The organism is Streptomyces physcomitrii (genome assembly GCF_012273655.1).
Lineage (GTDB): Bacteria > Actinomycetota > Actinomycetes > Streptomycetales > Streptomycetaceae > Streptomyces > Streptomyces physcomitrii.
The window spans coordinates 188,219-208,809 of the sequence record NZ_JAAWWP010000009.1 but is presented as its reverse complement, the minus strand read 5'-3'; the positions used below and the strand labels follow the sequence as shown (position 1 = coordinate 208,809).

At 70.9% G+C, this 20,591-nt stretch carries 15 protein-coding genes; 10 read left to right on the top strand and 5 right to left on the bottom strand.

Going from position 1 to position 20,591, the window contains the following annotated elements; translation table 11 throughout:
• Positions 1–77: 77 nt before the first annotated feature.
• Positions 78–1,715: a serine/threonine-protein kinase gene (locus HFV08_RS16775; RefSeq protein WP_168540300.1), complete on the bottom strand. Its 1,638-nt coding sequence runs from the start codon at positions 1,713–1,715 to the stop codon at positions 78–80.
• Positions 1,716–2,473: 758 nt separating this feature from the next.
• Here HFV08_RS16775 and HFV08_RS16770 point away from each other — a divergent pair.
• Positions 2,474–3,352 carry a universal stress protein gene (locus tag HFV08_RS16770; protein WP_168540298.1) on the top strand — a complete coding sequence of 293 codons (879 nt, stop codon included), beginning with the start codon at positions 2,474–2,476 and terminating at the stop codon, positions 3,350–3,352.
• A gap of 147 nt (positions 3,353–3,499) precedes the next feature.
• On the opposite strand, the gene HFV08_RS16765 is transcribed toward HFV08_RS16770, so the two are convergent.
• A complete protein-coding gene (locus HFV08_RS16765) occupies positions 3,500–4,435 on the bottom strand; it encodes an NADP-dependent oxidoreductase (RefSeq protein ID WP_168540296.1) in 936 nt (311 codons plus the stop codon).
• A gap of 50 nt (positions 4,436–4,485) precedes the next feature.
• Between HFV08_RS16765 and HFV08_RS16760 the strand changes: the two genes are divergently transcribed.
• Positions 4,486–5,118 (top strand): TetR/AcrR family transcriptional regulator, encoded by a 633-nt coding sequence (locus HFV08_RS16760; RefSeq protein ID WP_168540294.1) that lies wholly within the window; start codon positions 4,486–4,488, stop codon positions 5,116–5,118.
• A 145-nt stretch (positions 5,119–5,263) separates the two neighbouring features.
• Here HFV08_RS16760 and HFV08_RS16755 read toward each other — a convergent pair whose 3' ends face one another.
• The gene (locus HFV08_RS16755) at positions 5,264–6,913 is read right to left on the bottom strand and encodes an MFS transporter (protein ID WP_168540292.1); all 1,650 of its coding nucleotides are present in this window, start codon (positions 6,911–6,913) and stop codon (positions 5,264–5,266) included.
• A gap of 445 nt (positions 6,914–7,358) precedes the next feature.
• Between HFV08_RS16755 and HFV08_RS16750 the strand changes: the two genes are divergently transcribed.
• Positions 7,359–10,493, top strand: coding sequence for a discoidin domain-containing protein (locus tag HFV08_RS16750; RefSeq protein ID WP_168540290.1), 3,135 nt, complete (start codon positions 7,359–7,361; stop codon positions 10,491–10,493).
• On the opposite strand, the gene HFV08_RS16745 is transcribed toward HFV08_RS16750, so the two are convergent.
• Entirely contained in the window at positions 10,424–10,714 is a 291-nt protein-coding gene (locus HFV08_RS16745) for a hypothetical protein (protein WP_168540288.1), read from the bottom strand. The genes HFV08_RS16750 and HFV08_RS16745 overlap by 70 nt on opposite strands.
• Before the next feature lie 902 nt (positions 10,715–11,616).
• Between HFV08_RS16745 and HFV08_RS16740 the strand changes: the two genes are divergently transcribed.
• From HFV08_RS16740 to HFV08_RS31655, 7 genes are all read left to right on the top strand, one after another.
• Positions 11,617–12,108: a Pycsar system effector family protein gene (locus HFV08_RS16740; protein ID WP_168540286.1), complete on the top strand. Its 492-nt coding sequence runs from the start codon at positions 11,617–11,619 to the stop codon at positions 12,106–12,108.
• A gap of 43 nt (positions 12,109–12,151) precedes the next feature.
• A complete protein-coding gene (locus HFV08_RS16735; RefSeq protein WP_168540284.1) occupies positions 12,152–12,811 on the top strand; it encodes a Crp/Fnr family transcriptional regulator in 660 nt (219 codons plus the stop codon).
• A gap of 102 nt (positions 12,812–12,913) precedes the next feature.
• A complete protein-coding gene (locus HFV08_RS16730; protein WP_168540282.1) occupies positions 12,914–13,729 on the top strand; it encodes a hypothetical protein in 816 nt (271 codons plus the stop codon).
• Between the two features lie 334 nt (positions 13,730–14,063).
• Entirely contained in the window at positions 14,064–16,037 is a 1,974-nt protein-coding gene (locus HFV08_RS16725; RefSeq protein WP_312885655.1) for a hypothetical protein, read from the top strand.
• Positions 16,038–16,126: 89 nt separating this feature from the next.
• Positions 16,127–16,735, top strand: a complete 609-nt coding sequence (locus tag HFV08_RS16720; RefSeq protein ID WP_312885654.1) for a hypothetical protein — start codon at positions 16,127–16,129, stop codon at positions 16,733–16,735.
• A 1,026-nt stretch (positions 16,736–17,761) separates the two neighbouring features.
• Positions 17,762–18,247, top strand: coding sequence for a hypothetical protein (locus HFV08_RS32650; RefSeq protein ID WP_246341800.1), 486 nt, complete (start codon positions 17,762–17,764; stop codon positions 18,245–18,247).
• Positions 18,248–18,546: 299 nt separating this feature from the next.
• On the top strand, positions 18,547–18,729 hold the full coding sequence (locus tag HFV08_RS31655; RefSeq protein ID WP_246341799.1) for a TIGR02679 domain-containing protein: 183 nt from the start codon (positions 18,547–18,549) through the stop codon (positions 18,727–18,729).
• Positions 18,730–19,183: 454 nt separating this feature from the next.
• On the opposite strand, the gene HFV08_RS16705 is transcribed toward HFV08_RS31655, so the two are convergent.
• Positions 19,184–20,512: a class I SAM-dependent RNA methyltransferase gene (locus HFV08_RS16705; RefSeq protein WP_168540278.1), complete on the bottom strand. Its 1,329-nt coding sequence runs from the start codon at positions 20,510–20,512 to the stop codon at positions 19,184–19,186.
• Positions 20,513–20,591 lie beyond the last annotated feature (79 nt).

Genomic DNA, 20,591 nt, shown 5'->3' with positions numbered 1-20,591 from the left:
GCCACCCGACGCCTGACACCCGACGCCCGACACCTGACGTACTGGAATTGCCACCCGCATCGCCTACGGAGCCCCCGTCAGGTCGGCGGAGACCAGCCGGATCGGTCACGGGTGTAGTCCAGGTACTTGCCGCTGTCGTCCGCCACCCTGCGCAGCTTGCCGTTGGGCAGCAGCGTGAGCGTGGTGGCTTTGCCTGGGTCGCAGTGGGAAGACGGCCCGCTGACGAGAGTGGTCGGGCCGAAGTGCACCGGCTCGTCGGAGTTCGACGCACCCGTCAAGTCGCCTTTCCAGACACAGTGGAAGGCGGTCTCGCCGTCCTTCTGGAGGTCGTCACGGACGAGCGAGAGGATCCGGTCGCCCACCTCTCCCTGACGGATGGTCAGCTGGCGGGTGCCTTGGCCTGCTTCTTCGTTGAACCATTGACCCAGGAACGCCGTCGGTACCGAGCCGTGGTTGTCGTCCTCCTTCAGCAAGAGGTAGAGCAGGCTTCCGGCGCTCAGTGCGGCGACCAGGGCGCCGATCAGCAGCGCGATGCGCCCGCGCTTGCGGGAGGGCGGGGGCTGGGGGAAGGGAGACGGCTGCGGCCGGTGCGGGCTCTGGTCCGCGGTGCAGGCGGTGGGAGTGGGCCGGCGCGGCAGGGTGGCGCCCGCGGCCGGGCCCGCCCTCCGCGGTTCAGGCTGCGGCGGCAGGAGAGGGGGCGACGACACGGGGGCCGATTCCCCCACCGAGGCCGCCTCCGGGGCCGGCGCCCTTGCCGGGGGAGTATCACGGGGGAGCGGCGGAGGCACCAAGGTCTCCGGGGTCTCGGTGTCCAGGAGACTCACGGCGTGCCTGCCCAGCTGGACCACCAGGGGGCCAGGTAGCCACTGCTCGTGCGAGCGGCCGTCGGCCAGCGTGTCCTGCACGCCTGTGCGGCCCAGGACCTCCGCGAGATCCAGACGCGCCGCGGGGTCCTTCTCCAGGCAGTCGCGTACGAGACTCACGAGGGTCCCCGGCACGCCCTCCAGGTCGGGCTCCTCCTGTGCGATACGGAACATGAGCACGTGTGCTCCGGTCTGGGCGGTGCCGAAGGGCATCTTGCCGGTGGCCGCGTAGACCAGGACCGAACCGAGGCAGAAGATGTCACAGGCGGGGGTGATCCGCTCGCCGCGGACCTGTTCGGGGGCCATGAACCCGGGTGAGCCCAGGAGCGCGCCGGTGCGGGTGAGGCCGCCGTCGGTGACTGTCTCCAGGGCGCGTGCGATACCGAAGTCGATGACGCGGGGGCCGTCGATGGTGATCAGGACGTTGGCGGGCTTGAGGTCGCGGTGGACGAGCCCGGCGCCGTGGATGTCCCGCAAGGCGTGGGCGAGGCCGGCGGCCAGTGTGCGTACCGAGCCCTCCGGCAGGGGGCCGTGGTCGCGTCCGACGACCTGGCGGAGACTGGGACCGGCGACGTAGCCGGTGGCGACCCACGGCACCGCGGCCTCGGTGTCGGCGTCCAGCACCGGCGCCGTCCAGTTCCCGCCGACCCGCCGCGCCGCCTCCACCTCGTACCGGAACCGTGCCCGGAACTCCTCCTGCGCGGCCAGTTCCTCGCGCACCAGCTTGATGGCGACCATCCGCCCCCGGTCCGAGCGGGCGAGGTGGACGTCGCCCATGCCGCCCGCTCCCAGCCGGCCCAGTAATCGGTACCCGCCGATCTGCCTCGGCTCTGCGTCACCAAGCCCCTGCAAGTCGCGCCGCCTTCCCCGCCCGTGAGTCCGCGTGAACAACACAGCGAGGTTACTGCGGCACGCTCGCGCCATGGGGTGAACCGGTCCACGGTTCAGCAACAGAGGCGTCCACTCCCCGCAACGGCGGTCCGCGCCTCCGCCCCATCCGCCCTCTCGCCGAATTCCCCGCACATCGACTGCAGACGCGACCCTCTTCCGTGCAGCACCCGGGTGCTCACCGCAAGTCCGGGCCGGTGCGCGGTGAGTTCGCGGGCCTGTGCCTCCAGCACCGCGTGCGCCGCTGCGGTGAGGCGCCCCACCGCATCGTCCGACTGCCCGGCCGGGAGCCGATCCCGCAGGGACGCGCACACCAGATGCGGCGGCTCCCCTCTGCGCACCGCCTCCTCGGCGGCCCACCGGGCGGCGCCCCGTCCGAGCCGTCGAGCGCCGCCACCACTGGAGACACCGTGCGGACCTCCCTCTGCCCTGCCCCCGTGCCGGTCGCGGAGGCCTCGCCGAGTGGACAGGGTGCCCGCCCGGGTGCGACAGGCCGGTCGGACCCCTCCGGTGCCCGCGGGCGCCCCGTCCGCCGCTCTCCCGCACGGTGCGGGAGAGCGGACGACGCCCCCGGAACCGGGACCACCGGACCCGGCAGGGGGCTACTCGGCCCGCGCCGGGACCGCCCGCGTGTGTGACCGTGGAAGGCACAGGAGACGCGGCAGCCCGCCCGTCCCCCAGGCACCCAGGCACCCAGGCACCCAGGCAGAAGGCACACCACCATGTCCGGCATCCTCACCGTCGGCCTCGACGGCTCCGAGCAGTCCCTCGCCGCCCTCGACTGGGCGGCGCACGAAGCGCTGCGCAGCGGGCAGGAGCTGCGGCTGCTGCACGCCTGCTTCTGGCAGCCCACGGATGTGGCGCCGGTGCTCGCCGGGCGCGCCGCGGAAGAGGAGTGGGCGCGCGGCGTCCTCGCCGAGGCGGCGGCCCGCGCCCGCGGGCTCGGCCCCGGTCTGACCGTTTCCACCGAGGTCGTCACCGCGCCGCCGGTCGACGCGCTCCTGACCGCCTCCGTCGACTCCGACCTGCTGGTCCTCGGTTCCCGCGCCCTGGGCGCCCTCGGCGGTTACCTCGTCGGCTCCGTCGCCCTGCACGTACTGCGCCAGGTCACCCGCCCGGTCGTCCTGGTGCGCCGGCCGCGCGCCGAAGGCAGGAACCGGCCGGCGGACGTGGTCGTCGTCGGCGTGGACGACACCGAGGCACCGGGCGAGGAGGTCCTGGAGTTCGCCTTCGCCGCCGCGGCCGCCCAGGGGCTCCCGCTGCGCGCGGTACGCGCCTGGGCGCTGCCCACGATGTTCAGCGCCGAGCCCCTGGTGGCCCCGGCGGTGGACGCCGCGGGCGGCCTGGAGGCCTGGCACCGCCAACTGCTCACCGAGGCGCTGCGGCCCCTGCGCGAGAAGTACCCGCAGGTGGAGGTGGCCGAGCATGTCGAGATCGGCTCGCCCTCCCAGGTACTGCTCTCCCAGAGCGGCGACGCCGCGCTCCTGGTCGTCGGACGGCACCTCGCCGCCCACCCGACCCCGCGCCGGATCGGCTCCACCACCCACGCCCTCCTCCACCACTCCACCGCCCCGGTGGCGGTCATCCCCCTGTCCGCCTGAGTCCCCGCCTCGCGAGCGCCCCCGCTTCCCCGCTGCCCGGGCCACGACCGGACGGGGCGCCTGACCCGCGGCCCGCGCGGGCGCTCCCGGCACCTCGGCCCGGAGCGCCCGACGGCGCGACGGGCGTTCAGCGCACGCGACGGGCCTTCAGTGCACCAGCACCACCTTGCCGCGGGCGTGGCCGCCCTCGCTGAGGGTGTGGGCGGCGGCGACCTCGGTGAGGTCGAAGGTCCCCGCGAGCGGGATGCGCAGCAGGCCCCGCTCCGCGAGGTCGGCCGCGATCGCCAGGCCGTATGCGGCGGGCCGGTCCGGCGGGCCCAGCAAGACGCCCGGGGTGGTGTGCGAGAGGTGCACGCCGTGCCGGGCCGCGGTGACATCGGCGACCGTGACCACCTGGGCCGGGCCACCGGCGAGGGAGACGAGTTCGGCGAGCGCACCCCCGGCGCAGTCGAACACCGCGTCCACCCCAGAGGGCGCGAGCGCGCGGACCCGCTCGGCCAAGCCCGGCCCGTACGTGGTCGGTTCGGCGCCGAGGGAGCGCAGGAAACGGTGGTTGTGCGCGCTCGCGGTGCCGATCACCCGGGCGCCCCGCGCCACCGCGAGCTGCACGGCGACGGAGCCGGTCCCGCCCGCCGCCCCCTGCACCAGCAGGGTCTGCCCCGCGGCCGTACCGAGCCGGTCCAGTACGCGGAAGGAGGTCTCGATCGCGCCCGCCGCCCCGGCGGCCTCCGCCCAGGTCCACGCCGCCGGTCTGGACGCCCAGAGGGCGAGCACCACGTGGTCGGCGTTGGACCCGCGGCCGGTGAGCGAGGTCGCGCCGAAGACCTCGTCCCCGACGCGCACCCCGCTGACGCCCTGCCCCACCTCGTCCACCACTCCGGCGGCGTCGTAGCCGGTCCGGAAGGGGAAGACCACCGGCAGGACGTCCCGCATCGCGCCGGAGCGGACGCGCACCTCGCCCGGCGATACGGACGAGGCGCGGGCCGCGACGCGGATCTCCCCGGGGCCCGCATGGGGCTCCGGCGCCTCGACGATCCGCAGGACGCCGGGCGGGCCGTACTCGCTGAACTGCACTGCTCTCATGGCCCCGACCGTAGGACGCCCCGGTCCTCTCCCTGGCTAAAGTGAGAGAGGTGGGAACCGAAGTGAGGCGTCCGCGCACGGATGCCGAGGACAACCGCGACCGCATCCTGGCGGCGGCCCTGCTGGTCTTCACCGCGGAGGGCTCCTCGGCGCCGGTACGGGAGGTCGCCCGCCGCGCCCGGGTCGGTGTCGCCACCGTCTACCGGCACTTCCCCACCAAGCAGGCGCTGTTCGACGCGGCCTTCACCGAGGACATGACGCTCTGCACGGCGATCGTCCAGGAGGGCCTGGCGGCACCGGATCCCTGGCAGGGGCTGGCCCTGGCGGTCGAGCGGCTGGTGACCACCCACGGCGGCGCCGATCCCCGGGTGGCCGCGGTCCACGCGCACCTCGCGCGGAGCGCCGCGTTCGCCCCCGCGCGCGAGCAGGCGGTACGCGACCTGCGTGAACTGATCCGCCGGGCCAAGGAGAGCGGCGCGCTGCGCGAGGACGTCGGCCTGGACGACGTCGTGCTCACCATGCAGGCCGGCCGCGGCATCCGCGCCGCCTCCCCCGCGGCACAGGCGGCGGCGACGCGGCGGCTCGCGGAGCTGATCCTCCAGTCGTTCCGGGCAGTCCCCAGGACGTCGCCGTCCTCCGCCCCCGGGCAGCCGGCGTCCGGGAGAGGTGTCCGTACGCCCTGATCCCGGGGGCCGGTTCTCCGGCGCGGGGCAGGCGTTCACCGGTGATCGCGCCCTCGGCGGACGGTGCCCTCGGCCGCTGACGCAGCGGCGCCGGACTCCCGTCGTGACGAACCGTCAGCCCCCCGCCTCACGGGCCCCCTCCGCCTCACGGACCCCCTTCGCCCGCGAACTCGCCGGGCTTCCGCTCCCGCGGCGGGTCCGCGTCCGGGCGGGACGGAGCTGCCGCCGTGCCGGGTGCGCGGGCAGGCGGCTCCTGCTGCCCCGGTTCGGTCCGCGGCGGTGCCCCGGTGCGGGGCGGGAGTCCGCGCAGTACGACGGCGACCACCAGCACGACGGCTGCGACGCATCCGGCGGCGACCAGCATGCTGACCGTCTGCGCGTCGGCGAAGGCGGCGCGCGCCGCGTCGGCCAGCGCGCGCCGGTCGCCGGGGGCCAGCGACTCGCTGTGGCCGAGGGTCGCCGCCAGTCCCCCGCGGGCGTCCTCGGGGAGCCCGCCGGGCAGACCGGAGCGGTAGACGAAGGCCAGCAGGCTGCCGAGGCAGGCGACCCCGAGGGCATAGCCGAACTGCTGGTGGGTGTCGTTCAGGGCCGAGCCGGTGCCCGCCCGGTCCCGGGGCACCGCGCCCAGGACGGTGCTGGTCACCGCCGGTCCGGCGAGGCCGTTGCCGCCGCCCACCAGGAAGAGCCCCGCGGCGATGAGGAGATAGCTGTCGTCCAGGGCAGACGCGGCCAGGCAGAGGAACCCCGCGGCCGTACCGGTGAATCCGAGGACCGCGGACCGGCGGGGCCCGATACGGGCGGGGGCCCGGCCTCCCGCGACGGAGCCGAGCACCACCCCGGCCGCCATCGGCGAGGACGCCAGTCCCGCCTCCAACGGGCTCATCCCGCGCACCAGTTGCAGGTACTGGGTCAGGATGAAGAGCGTGCTCGCGGTCCCCAGGGAGAGCAGGGTGACCGCCGCGCTGCCGCCCGCGAACTCCCGGTTGCGGTAGAGGGACAGGTCGATCATCGGTGCCGCCGCACGCCGCTGGCGCCGCAGGAAGGCCGCGAGGGCGAGCAGGGCGAGCAGGCCGCTCTCCGGTACGGGTGAGCGGGTCGCGCCGCCCTCACCCGCGAGGATCACCGCGGTGGTCAGCGCCACCATGCCCAGGGTGAGCAGGAGCGCGCTCAGCGGATCGATGGGGCGGCCCCGGCCGTCCCGCGACTCGGGGACCAGCCGGAGGATCGCCAGTACGGCGGCGCCTGCCACCGGCACATTGATCAGGAACGCACCGGCCCAGCTCCACACGGCCACGAGCGCTCCGCCGAGCACCGGCCCCACCGCCATCGCCACCGAGGCGACGGCGCCCCAGACCGCGAACGCCCGGGGCCTTTCACGGGCGGGGAAGACCTCCATCAGCAGGGCCAGCGTGGCGGGCATGACGAGCGCGGCGCCCACCCCCATCAGCGCCCGCATCGCCACCAGCCACCAGACCGACCAGGCGAGAGCGGCCGCCGCCGAGGCCAGGCCGAGGACGGTGAGGCCCGCGACCATCGCCCGTCTGCGCCCCCAGCGGTCCGAGAAGGCGCCCGCGGTGATCAGCAGTCCGGAGAAGACCACGGCGTAGGCGTCGAGGACCGCCTGCTGCCCGGCGGTCGAGGCACCGAACTCCGCCGCGATCGACGGCAGCGCCACGTTGAGCACCGTATTGTCCACGACGATCACCAGCAGCGCGGCGCAGATGGCCACCAGGATCGCCCAGCGCCGCGGATGCCCCTGGTCGTCGCCCTCGCCGGTCGGCGGGCCGCCCGTCACCGGGTCCCCACCGGGGTCCGCGACCGCCGGGGCGGGGCGGGACGGGGGCCGGTCCGGTGTGCTGCGGTCATCACCCCTCCGCGGTGCCGGTGAACTGCGCAGAGCAGGAGCACGTCACTGCACGGCACTTCACCCCGAGCGAGGACGAAGACTCAGCGTAGCGAAGGGGGACGGCTCCCGGGCAGCCGCCTTTCCGCCCCGTGCCCGGCCGGGGGACATCGCCCGGGCGCGGCGGGCGGGCCCGGCCGGGGCACCCGCCCCGCGCGCCGCGAAGCAGGTCCGGTCCCGCTCGCAGCGGCGGGACGAGGGGCCTCCTCGCCCGCCTCGCCGCCGCCGGGCGGCAAGGGGCGTGCGCTTTCCCTTGACGGGACGCGTTCCGGCGGCGAAGGGTGACCCCAGGACATTGTGACAACGTTGTCCGACCGACCGTAAGAGGAGCGCCACTGTGGGTCCGACTTCCCTCTCCCTCGGCCGTCGCCGCCTGTTGCAGGCCCTCGGCGCCTCGGGGGCCGCGGCCGTCCTCGCGACGGGATCCCCGGCCGCGGCGGCGACCGCCCGCCCCACCGCCGCGAAGGGCCCGGCCGAGGACGACGTCGCCGCCACGTACTACCGGGTGCTGCTGCGGCACACCCGCTGGACCGAGACCCAGTGGGACCCGGCGCGCGGCATCTACACCGACGCCTTCTTCGGCTTCGCCGTCGTCCTCGGGCACGCGGTGCTGCTGACCCGGGGCACGTACGACGAGCAGCTGGCCGGGATCGACCGGGCGACGCTCAAGCGCCGGACCCTCGCCACGCTGCGGCACTTCGCGGGGTCGAACCGGCTGACCGGGGGCACCCAGTGGGGCCGCACCCTGTTCTTCGACACCACCTTCCAGTCGTACTTCGTCCTCGCCGCCCGGCTGCTCTGGGAGGAACTGGACGCCACGACCCGCTCCCGGGTGGACCGGATCGTGCGGGAGCAGGCGGCCTACACCCACTCCCTCGGCAGCGGCGACGACCCGGCCTCCGGGGACTGGACGCCCAACGGCCTGGAGGGCGGACACGTCGGCGACACCAAGCTGGAGGAGATGGGCCTCTACGCCCAGACCCTCGCCCCGGCCCTGGCCTGGGCCCCGGACGACCGGCGGCGCTCCGAGTGGGCCACCGCCTTCGGTATCTGGTCGCGCAACGAGGCCGGGCTGCCGCAGGCCGACCTGGCCAATCCGGCGCGGGTGGACGGGGTCCCGGTCTCGCGCAACACCGCCCGCAACGTCTACGACACCTTCCTGGTGGAGAACCACGGCTCCTTCGGACCGCACTACCAGGCGGAGTTGTGGCGCACCTCGGGCCGCAACGCCGCGCACTTCCTGGCTGCGGGCGAACCGCTGCCCGAGGTGCTGACCCGGCAGCCCAACGCCGGCCCCCTGTGGCACACCCTGCTGGGCGTGATGTCGGACGCGGGCGAACCGCTGATGCCGATGGTGAACGACCGCGAACACCTCTACGGCCGGGACGTGCTCCCGCTGGCCTTCCTCGCGCAGGTGGCAGGCGACCGGGCGGCGGCCCGGGCGGAGCGGGAGCTGGCCGCCCGGCTGGAGGCCTACCAGGCGTATCCGCCGGAGCACCGGCTGGCGAAGTTCTCCGGCGAGCCCAAGTACGAGCCCGAGGCCCGTGCCGAGCTGGCCATCAGCTGTCTGCTGCACCTGTGGCCGCGCGCGGGCGGGCGGGTGACGCCCCTGTCGCGGGAGGAGCTGTTCGCCGCCGCCTCCGGGGCCACCGACTTCGGGAGCGGGCCAGGGCTGGTCTCCCACCAGTCCCCCGCCGCCTGGGCGGGCGCGGTCTCCAAGGCCGGTTTCGTCAAGTTCGCCTGGCAGCCCGGCCACGACGACTGGCTCTTCCGGATCAGCGGCAGCACCCCGATGTTCCTGCCCTCCACCAAGGCGGAGGTCACCGGCCGGTCGGTGCGTACGCACACGCGGCTGCGGGACGGCTTCACCGGCAGCGCGACACTGCTCCGCCTGAAGAACGGCTTCGCCGGGCTGACGACACTGCCCACGGGAGCGGTGGTCTATGCCGCCGCGGGACCGGACACCCATGGGGCGCGCCTGGAGGTGCACAACCTCACCATGCCGGGCGTGGCCGGCCTGGACGGCCGCCGCACCTACCGCTTCGCCGAGGGCACGGCCGCGGTCGACGCCCAGGACGCCTCCGGCGGGCCCGCGGGCCGCGTCGACGAGGTGGTCTTCGACCGGGCGACCGTACGGCACCTGCGGATCCTGGGCGTGCGGCCCGATCCGGCGTACGGCTACTCGCTGTTCGCCGTGGAGGCCCGCGACGGAGCGGGTGGCGAGGACCTGGCGCGCGGCCACGAGGCCACGGCCTCCTCGTACGCGCCGGGCCGCGGTCCCGAGCTGGCCGTGGACGGCGACGGCGCGACCCGCTGGGCGGTGTCCGCCGCCGACCGGCCGCGGGCCGACAGCTGGCTGGCGGTGGACCTCGGCGCGGCGCGCGCCCTGGACCGGGTCACCCTGCGCTGGGAGTCGGCGGCGGGCCGCGCCTACCGGGTGCAGGGCTCGGACGACAACGAGCACTGGACGGACCTGGCGAGCGGGCCCGCCCCCGCGCTGCGCAGCACGGGCGGCTGGCTCGACGTCGACGGCCGCGCGGGCCTCGTGCAGCGCGGCCCGCGGCGGCCGATCGCGGTGTACGGGGACACCATCGTCCTGGCCGACGGCGCCGAGGAGGCCGCGGGCCCGCTGGTCGTCGAGGGACACTGCGGCGTGCCGGCCGGGGAGTTGCGCGCCCTCGCCCTGCGCCCCGCACCCGCGGCCGAGGACGAGCGGCTCCGCGCGGCGCTCACGGACGGGCACCTGAGCCTCTTCAACCTCTCCGCGCAGGCGGTCCGTTCACGGGTGACCCTGGCACAGGAGGGCCGGACCCGGGAGGTCTACGAGGGCACGCAGACGGTGACCCGCGGCGGCCTGAGCTACGAGGCGCGGCTCGACGCCGCCTCGGCACTGCTGCTGCCGCCGAGGTTCACCCTGGCCCCGCTCTCGGGGCGCGCGCTGCCGACCGGGCTGCGGGTGCGGGTGGTCGACGCGGCGACCCTGCGCCTGAGCGGTCCGGGCTGCCGACTGCGGGTGACGGCCCAGGGGCAGAGCGAGGTGGCGGTCGTACGACCGGGCCGGGAGACCGAGGTCACGGTGCACGGGGCCCGGCCGTACCCGACCGAGGACCACGCGCTGGACCGGACCGTCTTCCCTCTCGCACCGCTGCCCTCGGGCATGTCGGAGCCGGGGGCGGCGGTGGACGGGGATCCGGGCACCGCGTGGCGGCCTGGCCGCGGGGGACGCATGGTCGTGGACCTCGGCGCCGCGCGGGCGGTGCGCCGGGTGGAGGCCGAGTGGAGCGCGGGGCACGCGCCGACGGCTCAGGTGGAGTTCAGCGACGACGGGGTGCGCTACACCCGCGCCGGCACCCTGCCGGGCCACGGCCGGCTCCGCCGCCTGCACCACTCCGGCTCGCCGCGCTACGTGGCACTGCGGATCTCCGGCACACCGAGCGAAGGCACCGGCCTCGTACGGCTGTCGGTGTACTGAGCGCGGGCCCCCGCCGGAGTCGGCACCGGTGGGTTGCGGTCCAGCTCGTCCAGGACGAACGCCCGGTACTCGATGGTGGGCTGTCCGCCGTGGCGGCAGATGACCAGCGAGTCCCGGGCGATCTGCCGCGGGTCGAGGCCGTTGGCGACTGCCCGGGAGCACGGCGCTTCCCAGTGCCGCTCGATGTCCGCTGCGGTGATGACTGTGTGCTGGGGGCTCACTGGTTCCACCCTCCAGGCTGCTCGGCTGCCGTGAGTCTGCTGCGGCACGGGCCGCACAGGCCGCGACTGTGCTGCGGCATCGTCGAAGTCGACGACACCGGCAACCGGTTCGCGTCCACTCAGCAGTTGGCCGACTACGAGGAGACTCATGGTCCGGAGAGCTGTGGGAGGTGGGGCTCACCGCCTCCACGGGTTCTCGCCCATGGGCGTGGCGGCGAGGCGGTACCCGAAAGCCTGTGGCGCGAGCGCGTCGAGCAGCAGCATCTGGACGGACCCCCGGGGACAGTACCCCCGACCACAGGGGCAATCCGACCAGGACTGAGCCGGTCTGCCCCCAGCGCCACCTACCCTCGTCACACCAGCGGCGCTCGGCACCCTGACGAGGGTTGACCTGCCCGACAAGACGCCTGACACCTCATCAGGACGAGCATCAGATAAGCGTCATCTCGGCGTCAGGATATCGCCCGCAACGCCCACACCGCGCACAATGCGCACGATCAAAACCGCAGGTCAGGCACCTTCGCGGCAGGCTCCAGAATCGCCACGCACTCCACATGATGCGTCATCGGAAAGACATCAGATGGGGAGGGATCTGACGTATCCCCAGGTCAGATGCCATTCATAGCCCAGCCGTAGGACCCTACCGACGCTCGGAGCGTCAAACGAGCGTCAGACGAGACACGAGCTGACCTTCACCCCCATAAGGCCCAGCCAGCAGTAGACGCTCGCTCCGCCCACCAGTGCCGACCTACATCCCAGCGACCGCGGAGCCACGGAACGCCGCGGAGTGAGGAACCTACCGCTCCTCATGCCCTGCGATAGGCATCACTCCTCGACAGATGAGAGCAAGCTGGCAACTGCCCTAACAAGCAGGCGACGGCCACAGAGGGATGTGAGACGGCATGCACGAGCCAGGCAATATTCCGGCCGAGACGGAGTGGTTGCAAGGACACGCTCAACGCGCCTTCGTCGAGGTACAGCGGGCTGATACGAAAGCAACGGCCTTATGCGGAATAGCCGGTGGCCTGCTGGCTGCAGGGGTTGCCGTGCTGTCGAGTGCACACGGCATGGCCCCCATCGCGGTGTTCTTCCTGGTCCTGATGTGCCTCTTGCTGATGGCCGCCATCGGGGCTGCGCTGCTCGCGCTGCGGCCCGTGGTCCCAAGCGCGGGACTGCATACCGAATTGATGGGCGAAGCGCTCGTACACCACCGGGTCGGTGTGAGTACGACTGCGCATTGGGAGCTTGAACGGCATATCGAGGGCCGCCGACTGCGGGTGCTGGCCTGGCTGGCGGACAGGAAGCTGCGAGCAGCCCGCCTGTCCGTCGACTTTGCCCTGGCAGCACTCCCGATGGCTGGAATGTGCCTATTGAGCAACATTCTGATTAGTTGAGACGATCACCTAAGCGTGTCGGGCCGCATAGCAGGGGGGACGCATGTATCAGCCGCATGCCACGGTGATCGGCGACAAGTTATGGGCACGTTTGGAGGAGCTAGCACCGCAGCGCGTCAGGCCCGCCCGGAGTGTGCTGCTCCGCCAGGGAGATCCAGCAACTCATGTGATCGTGCTGGAGTCCGGGTCAACGTTGATCACCCTGGCCGGGGCCTGCGGAGAAAGGACGCTTCTTGCCGTGCGCGGCGCCGGTGAGTTACTCGGCGAGCTGGCCGTGTTGGACTCCCAGCCGCGCACCGCCACGGTCATCGCCGCCGAGACCTGCCAGATCCGCATCATCCCGGCTGACTCCTTCCTCACGTTCGTTGAGGAGCACGATCTGCTGGCCCCACTCCTGCGCCATGCCATCGCCCGGGTCAGGGAATCGGAGGCCGTTCGGCTCGAACTGGCCACCGCATCTGTGCCGCTGCGTCTGGCATCGGCTCTGTCGCGACTGGTCGAGGCCGCATCCACTTCGGCTTCGGATCTCGCCGTGCGTCTGACCCAGACGGAGCTGTCTCAGATGATTGGCGCTTCCCGCAACGCGGTGGTCAACGCGCTCAAACCCTGGCGCGAGCAGGACTGGGTCCGCACCACCTCCAGTGGCGGGCTCCTCGTTCGCGACATCCATTCGATTCAATCGCACGCGCGTACGCAGGCGTGACGGGCCACACTTCAGGCGTGCCCACTACTGGGCAGCGGCGACCGTCCCGCCCGATCAGCATGGGCACTTCCCTGACCGCCTGTGCTGAAAGGACGGTGCCCGATGGATGCGCCGCTGCACGCAGAGCCCTCGGATGTGCCCGCCGAACTCGCCCTCGTGGCGATCGACATGGAAAAGTACAGCCAGATCCCCGAGGCGAATATGGCCGCCGCCCGGTGCGACGTGGACGACATCGTGGCGACCGTGCTCGCCGATTGCCAGCTGCCCGACCCGCAGCAACTTCACGGTGGCTATAAGGACAGTGGCGATGGGGCGATCCTTCTGTTCCCGCCCTCAGTGCTGGCACGACTCGTGGACCCACTGCTGGACCGGCTCAATGCGGCTCTGATGCGCTACGAGCGGCAGCGGCTGGCCAGTAGTCCCGTCCTTCGGCTGCGAGCCAGTGTGCACATCGGTCCGCTGTCCCTGCCCGACCACCGCGGTAACGCCATCAACGACACCACCCGACTGCTCGACAGCCAGGCAAACCGCCAAGCGCTGTCCGCCGCGAAGGACAATGGCGGCTTCCTTGCTGCCGCGCTCTCCGAGATCGTCTACCAGCGCACCGTGCACTCGGGACGCACGCAGGACCTGGGCTCACATCACTTTCTCAAGGCGGTTGCCCGCGTCAGCGACAAGCCCGGCTTCGAGCAGCCCTGCCGGATTCATGTACCGGGCCTGACCGGTCCGGCCGTACACCCCTATGTCACAGACGCCGCATCGTCGGCTTCTGCGCCGTCCTCCACCGCGCAGCAGAACGCGGCGTCGGAGGCGCCTGCTGCCAGCAGCGGCGGCACGTTTCAGTTCCACGCTCAGGTCAGCGACGCCACGATCGCCAACAGCATCGGAACCGTGCGAATCGATCGCCGCCAGCGGTGAGGCCTCCAACCTTCCGCCCCAGCTGCCTTTCCCGCACACACCCTGGAGCTCCGGTATGACTGACGTACCGTTCGACCCTACTCGCTCCGACGCCACCCCACCGAACAACGAGGGTGCCGAGAGCCAGTCCAATGGCTCCGGCAGCTGGCTGCATCGCTTGCGTCCCGGAACCGGCTCCGCCGATCAACCGGGCGCGAACCCTGACGACCCGTCCCCCTCTCCAGTTCACCCACAGCCAGGCGCTTTGCCACCCGCGCCCCGCGTACACGAAACCGACGGTGCAGCGACACACGTATACGGGGACCCCGAAGTTGTCGCCCACCACATCGAGCAGGTGATCCTGGAGACTCGAAAACGGGACCTGCTGGAGGGCGTGGAACAGAACCGTGAGCGGTTGCGCGGCCAGCCGTTCGTACGGGGCCCGCACTGGGACCTGGTCTGGCAGCAGATCATCAATGCTGTCACCGGCCGTCCCTGCCAGCCGATCACCGTCATTGTGGCACCGCGTTCATGCGGCTCCACCACCTTCGCGCTGCGACTGCTGGCCGAGCACACTGCTGACGAAACCACCGTGGTCCAGCTGGACGCGGACTGGGACACTCCCCGCCAGGGGCGCCTGCCTCTGGAGAGGGCGCACGCATACCAGCTCGATCTCAAGCATCCAGAGAACGACCAAGTCTCCGCCGACTTCCTGAACGCCTTGTCAAAACACGCCTCCCACCTGCGCGACTGCCGCTCCTACCTCGCGCTGACCGTCGCACAGGACCTGTGGAAGGATCACCGCCTCAGCGATCGTGACGGCATCCGAGTCGTTCACCTGCACGAGGCGCCCGATGCCCAGAGCATGGTCGAGGCGCACCTAACTGCCCACGGCTACGACCAACTCGTCACGTCACTTCGCTCCTTCTCCAAAACCACGACGCCTTTGCGGGGACTGACAGCGGTGGCCGCTGTGCGGGCCGCGCACACCGTCGTGATGGCCTGGGAGGAGCACAGCCGCACCAGCTCCCAGCAGTCGTTCGCGCAGTCCGAGGGCGAGGGTGAAACCCGGAGCACCCTCGAAGACCGCATCGTCGCAGCGTTGACCGACTGGCGCGGTGAACTCGACAGCCGATTCGGCGAGCTGAACAGCCTGCACGCGCACGACAACCCGTCACTTACCGTGGATGACCGTTGCCTGCTCATGGCCTTGGCCGTGCAGCAGTCTGCGCCCATGCCCATCGTCGCGCGCAGTGCAGCCGCTCTGCTCGCAGCCATCGGAGACGCGCCCGGCGCCGCCGACACAGCACCAGGGTTGTCGCCGCCCCGCAGTGCCCTGGCAGGACGAGGAATGCGTCGGCGTATCCAGGACGTCGGGGGTCGAGTCGACCTACAGGACACAGTGGTCTTCGACCGGCCCGCCTACGGACGCGCGGTGCTGGAGTATGTCTGGGACAACTACGACGTCATGCGCAAACCCTTGCTGACCTGGCTTGTCGCGACAGCCCAGAGCGCCGATCCGGAAGACCACGCCGTCGCGGCGCTGGCCGAACTCACCGTGCGGCACGGAACGGTGGGCTATCTCGCCGAGTTGGGTGAACTCGTCAGCAGCAGCCGGCCAGAGGTACTCGGTGCGGTCCTGGACAAGGCCGTGCGCAACGAACACGTCGGCCGCATGGCGTGGGCAGCGCTATACGGGTGGGCGGAACAGAGGAGTTACGCGCCCGCTGTAATTGCGCTGTGTCAACGGATCCTGGAGGACTCCTCCGCCGCCACGTCTCTGACCAAGCGGGCCATGGTGCGCCTGCGTCGCGTCGCGCACAAGAACGCCGACGTAGCGGTCCAAGTCCTGGCTACCTACGACGATCTTGTCCAACACCCCACCGTGGCAGAGCGACTGGTCGCTGAGGTTCAGGGCTGGCAAAAGGGCAAGGTCTCGGCGCGTGGCGGTGCAATGGCCTTCCTCGCGCTGATGACTGCCCGCCGTGACGGCACGCCGTGGCTCGTGTGCGCGCCTCCCCCGGACATCGACGTACAGCGAGCTCTCAACAACCTGCTCTCTTCATCGGACACTGCTGCCCAGGTCATTTCGCGTCTGACGGACTGGATTCGCTCGTGCGCCAGCGATCCCAGTGCCTACACACAGTTGCGCAACCAGCTCCTGCCTGCGCTACGCGGCCACAACATGTTCGAGGCTGGCATGAAGCTCATGAACGAGTTGCGTGGCATCTCCACCGTTGAGGGCGTCAGTGTGGCTGACGACTTCTACAACCACCTCGTCGACAGCCGTCTGCACACGGTCTTTCCGCTTGAAGAGAGTCTTCCGTGAGGTGGCCATGGAGGCGTGCAGTCCGGAAGAGTACGTCTGTCCAGCCGCGTCTGCTGCCGAGTGCCTCGGACGACATCGCGTTCGAAGCCGTGTACACGATCACCTGGCGACCACTGTGGCGTGTACCTCCCAATGTGGAGGAGACAGTACGCGCCGCCGTGCATGCCAGGGCCTCCGCGACAGCGGCACGCCTGGCGGCCTCGGACGTACCCGCTGCCCAAGACGCCGTCAACGCCGCCCTCAGCTGTATGCCCCACCGCGCCTCGAACTACTGCCTGTTGAACGTCTACGCGGCTCTCGGTCTGTCCAGCATTGCGAAGGAGCAACTGGCACAGCGGGCAGCGGACGAGCAGCGCGTTCGCCGGCTGCGTTTCTTGAAGGACAACCTCTACGATCACCCGGACCTCGTCGTCCTGGACCAACTTGAGCACCACACCCCCGGTGCCCTGACTGAAGAGCATGTTGCCGAACTCCAGCGCCTCGCTCGCCTGATCTACTCCTGCAACCGCTGGTGGTTCCCACTCCTGCAGCAATGGGAGCAGGTGGGCCAAGGGTTCACAGACGTCGAAAAGCGACAGCAGGCAATGGTCGTGCTGTCCGACTCCCTCAAGGCGCTCAACGGCGGCAGCCTGCCCAGCAGCATCGGGCCGGTGGACATACCCGGGGCCGACACGACAGCTCGAAGGGCACATCCATGAAGCTCGTCTTGTGGCGAGCGCTGTTGGCCCCAATGACCAGCCTCCGAGCCCTCCTCGCTCAACGGCGCAGCGCAACGCCTTTGTCCTACGACGCTGCCTGGCGTCGAGCCCGCCTAGACCGTTGTCCAGATGAAATGGTCTATCGACTCCACGGCCACCAAGCCTCCCACCCCTCCGATCAAGCGACCGGCGCTCAGGCACCCTACGGTCCACCCAAGAGCGACGAGCCCACCGACCGACGCCCGTAACTCGAGCGTCCCGGGAGCGGACAACTCCTTCGCCGTGTCGCAGATACCCCCGACCCTGGTTCGGAGCCCTGGCCCACGTCCTGCATAGACGCTTCTTTGCCTCATCGTTCAAGGACGAAGCAAAGAGACGTCTATGCGGCGATCGTCAGTGGAACGTCCAGGCTCTCTCAGGCCCCAAGAACCGCCTTGTGAGCATCCGACTGTAGGTGGGCGTACCGCTTCGTGGTCTGGAAGCGAGGAGGGGCCGAACCTCGTAGAGCAAGACTCCTACTTGTCTCGGTGGGTATCGGACCACTCGAAGGCGCAGTCGAACAGGCTCACATCACCCTCGGCCACGCCGTTCCGGTCCGTGGGGGCTCCATCCCTTGCGGTGTGGTTCGAGCTCCTCCGATGTGGGTTCGCGTGTGCGGGGCATGCCGGGAAGTCCACTCAGAGGGTCTATCGACTGCGCATATGCCCTTGCCCACTCCAGCCAGCGTCGGGCTGAGTCCAGTGCCGGCACTTCACTCGGACGGAGTACCCCCTCGACCAGGGTGACCAGGAAGGGGTACACCGAGCGACTGCCGCCCGCCCGCTGGCGTATCCAATCCAATAGCGAGAGAACTTGCCTCTCGGAAAGTATCCATTCCTCATCCAAAGCATCGGCCAGCACAGCAGTGAACTCTTTACGGGAATAGGACCCAGTCACCCATTTCCCCACCAGCCACAGCATCCCCCCGACCACCTAACGAGCTCATGCCTGGTTAGCGATAACGCGTCGAGACCTTGATCGTTGATCATGATCCGTGTGGCAAAGGACTGGGCGTGTGCAGCACTCATCCGTAGCGAGCGGATCGCCGGGCTGACACCCGCTGTGATCGCTGAACTCGGCCCGTTTGCACACGAGCGGCACCAGGCCGTGTTGAATTCACACCCCCGCCGGACCATCGGTGCCGGAGCCCAGCACAAGCAGATCTTCATTGACCGCCTGTTGGCCACGCTCGTGTGCTCCGCCATGCAACGGCGCACGATGTCCTGGCCTGCTGGTTCGGCGTGGACCGCTCCACCATTACGCGTGCGATCGGTGAAATGCGGCTCCTGCTCGCCGAGCGGGGCTGCACCGTCGCGCCCGACGTCCAATCTGCGCACACTCGCCGAGTTCATCGACCATCTCGGTGCGAGCGGGCAGGCCAGAGTCATCAACGCCACCGAGGTCCAGGCACATCGTCCAGCGGCCGGGCGCAAGAACCATGAGAAGTTCGTCTCCAGGAGAAAAACACGATGAGCATGGTGTCCCTGGCGAACCTCTTGTCGTCTCATCTTGATCATGCGGCCGGACCGTCAGCCTCTGACTGTCCCGTCAATAATCTCCGGGTTGCCTCCGACGTGGCTGCGCCGGACTGCGGAACAGCAGCCTTCCTGCGGCGTCTGTGACGACCATGGACACCTGCACAGCCGACCAAGCGACGCTCCACCGATCATGCTGCCCACCTTGACCGACGGCCGACGCCGCCACAGGAGACGCCAAGGTTCTCAATCCCTGCCGCGGCTCTGTGCCGACACTGGCTCCTGCGCGCCTTGGCCATGTCACGCGGAGTCCCACTGGGATCAGGAGCCGAAAGCCGGCGCGAGTTGTGGGACGCCTTCGACGTCATCGTCGACGACTTAGCCAGCCGCGTCCTCGTCCTCAACCTCCCCGGGCCCCGGCCAGGGGCTGGGCCAGTGGCTCACCGACGCCGCCCGCTACGGCACTCCGGCAGCAGTTGACTGCATGCATGAAACCCCCGGCACCGAGCCTCCGTCCCGCGTAACCGTCGCGAGACCGGAGCGCACGCGTCTGCACAGCCCATACAAGGGGGAAAGATCATCCGCTGGCGCTGGGAGTCTCCTGGGACTTTCGACTGCATCAACAGGCAAGAGCGCGAAAGGACCGAAAGGTCATTTCCGCAGTTCAGCGCTCCCTGAACACCCATCGCCGCAGGTCACAAAGCTGGCCGTCCTCTTCCGGAACATCTGATCTGCACGACCCGGTGGGTCCCGCATTGAGCGTCACCAGCCCTTGGCGCCACATCGCCGCTCGCAGCTTTGATGCCACCCGACCTCCCCAATGCACACCTGACGACCGATCAGAACGAGCGTCAGATGAGCGTCAAAACATCACGGAGAGCGTCATTTGAGCGTCAAGATAGCGCCCATCATGCACATCGATTAAAGCCGCAGGTCAACGGCCTTTTTCGGCGGGCTCAAGGATCGCGACACATTCGACATGATGCGTCATAGGAAACAAATCAAACACCCGCAAAGTCCGCACCCGGTACCCCTCTTCCCCGAAATAGCCGAGGTCGCGGGCCAGGGCTGCCGGGTCGCAGGCGATGTAGGCGATGCGGCGGGGGGTGAGGGTGGTGAGGAGGTGGACGGTGGGGCGGCCGGCGCCGGAGCGGGGTGGGTCGAGGAGGATGAGGTCGGCCTCGGTGATGCCGGTGCGGGGGAGGACGGACTCGACCTTGCCGTGTTCGATGCGTACGCGGTCGAAGTCGCGGAGGTTGTGGCGGGCGTCCTCGGCGGCGCGCTTGGAGGATTCGATACCGAGGACGGCGCCCTTGTCGCCGAGGCGGTCGGCGAGGGCTCCGGCGAACAGGCCGACTCCGCAGTAGAGGTCGAGCGCGGTTTCGCCCTTGCGGGGCATCAGGCCCTGCATCGCCGCCTCGACGAGCAGGTCCGCGGCCTTCGGGTGGACCTGCCAGAAGCCGCCGTTGCCGACCCGCCAGGTGTGCTCGGCGGCGCGTTCGCGGACGAAGGGGCGGCCGTGCACGCGGTGCACGCTGCCGTCGCCCTCGTGGACCCGCAACACCGAGACGGGGCGGTCGAGTTCGATGAGCGGAAGACGTCCGCCGGGGCGCGGGGTGAGGATGACCTGGCGGTCCTGGGAGCCGGTCGCCGCGATCGCCTCGACGGTGGCCATGCCGGGCCATTCGCGCTGCTCGACGCCGAGTTCACTCACACCCGGGGCCGCGATCAGGCACCGGTCGACGACCTCGACCTCGTGGGAGCGGTGGCGGCGCAGTCCCGCCCGGCCCTCGGCGTCGATCGCGTACTGGACCCGGGTGCGCCAGGCCGGGACCTCGCCCGCGGGGAGCTTGTCGCCGGGGGCGGGGACGACCGTACCGTCCCAGCCGGCCTCCTCGGGGGTGAGCCCGGCGAGGCGCTGGAGCTGTTCGGCGACGACCTCGCCCTTCAGCCGGCGCTGGGCGCCCGGCTTGGCGTGCTGCCAGTCGCAGCCGCCGCAGCGGCCGGGCCCCGCGTACGGGCAGGGGGCCTCGACGCGGTCCTTGGCGGGGTCGAGGATCTCCACGGCGTCCGCGCGCAGGTAGCGGGCGCCCTCCTCGCCCTCGGTCACCCGCGCAACGATCCGTTCGCCGGGCAGGGTGTGCCGGACGAAGAGCACCTGTCCCTCGTCGGTACGGGCGATGCAGTGGCCGCCGTGGGCGACCGGGCCGACCTCGACCTCGTACTCCTGTCCCACCAGCGATTTCTTGGGTTCTGACGACATGCGGGGGACTCCAGGGTGAGGGTGGGGGCGCCGGGCCCCGGCGGGGCGGTTCGCCGGAGCGGCGATGGCCGGGCGGCGC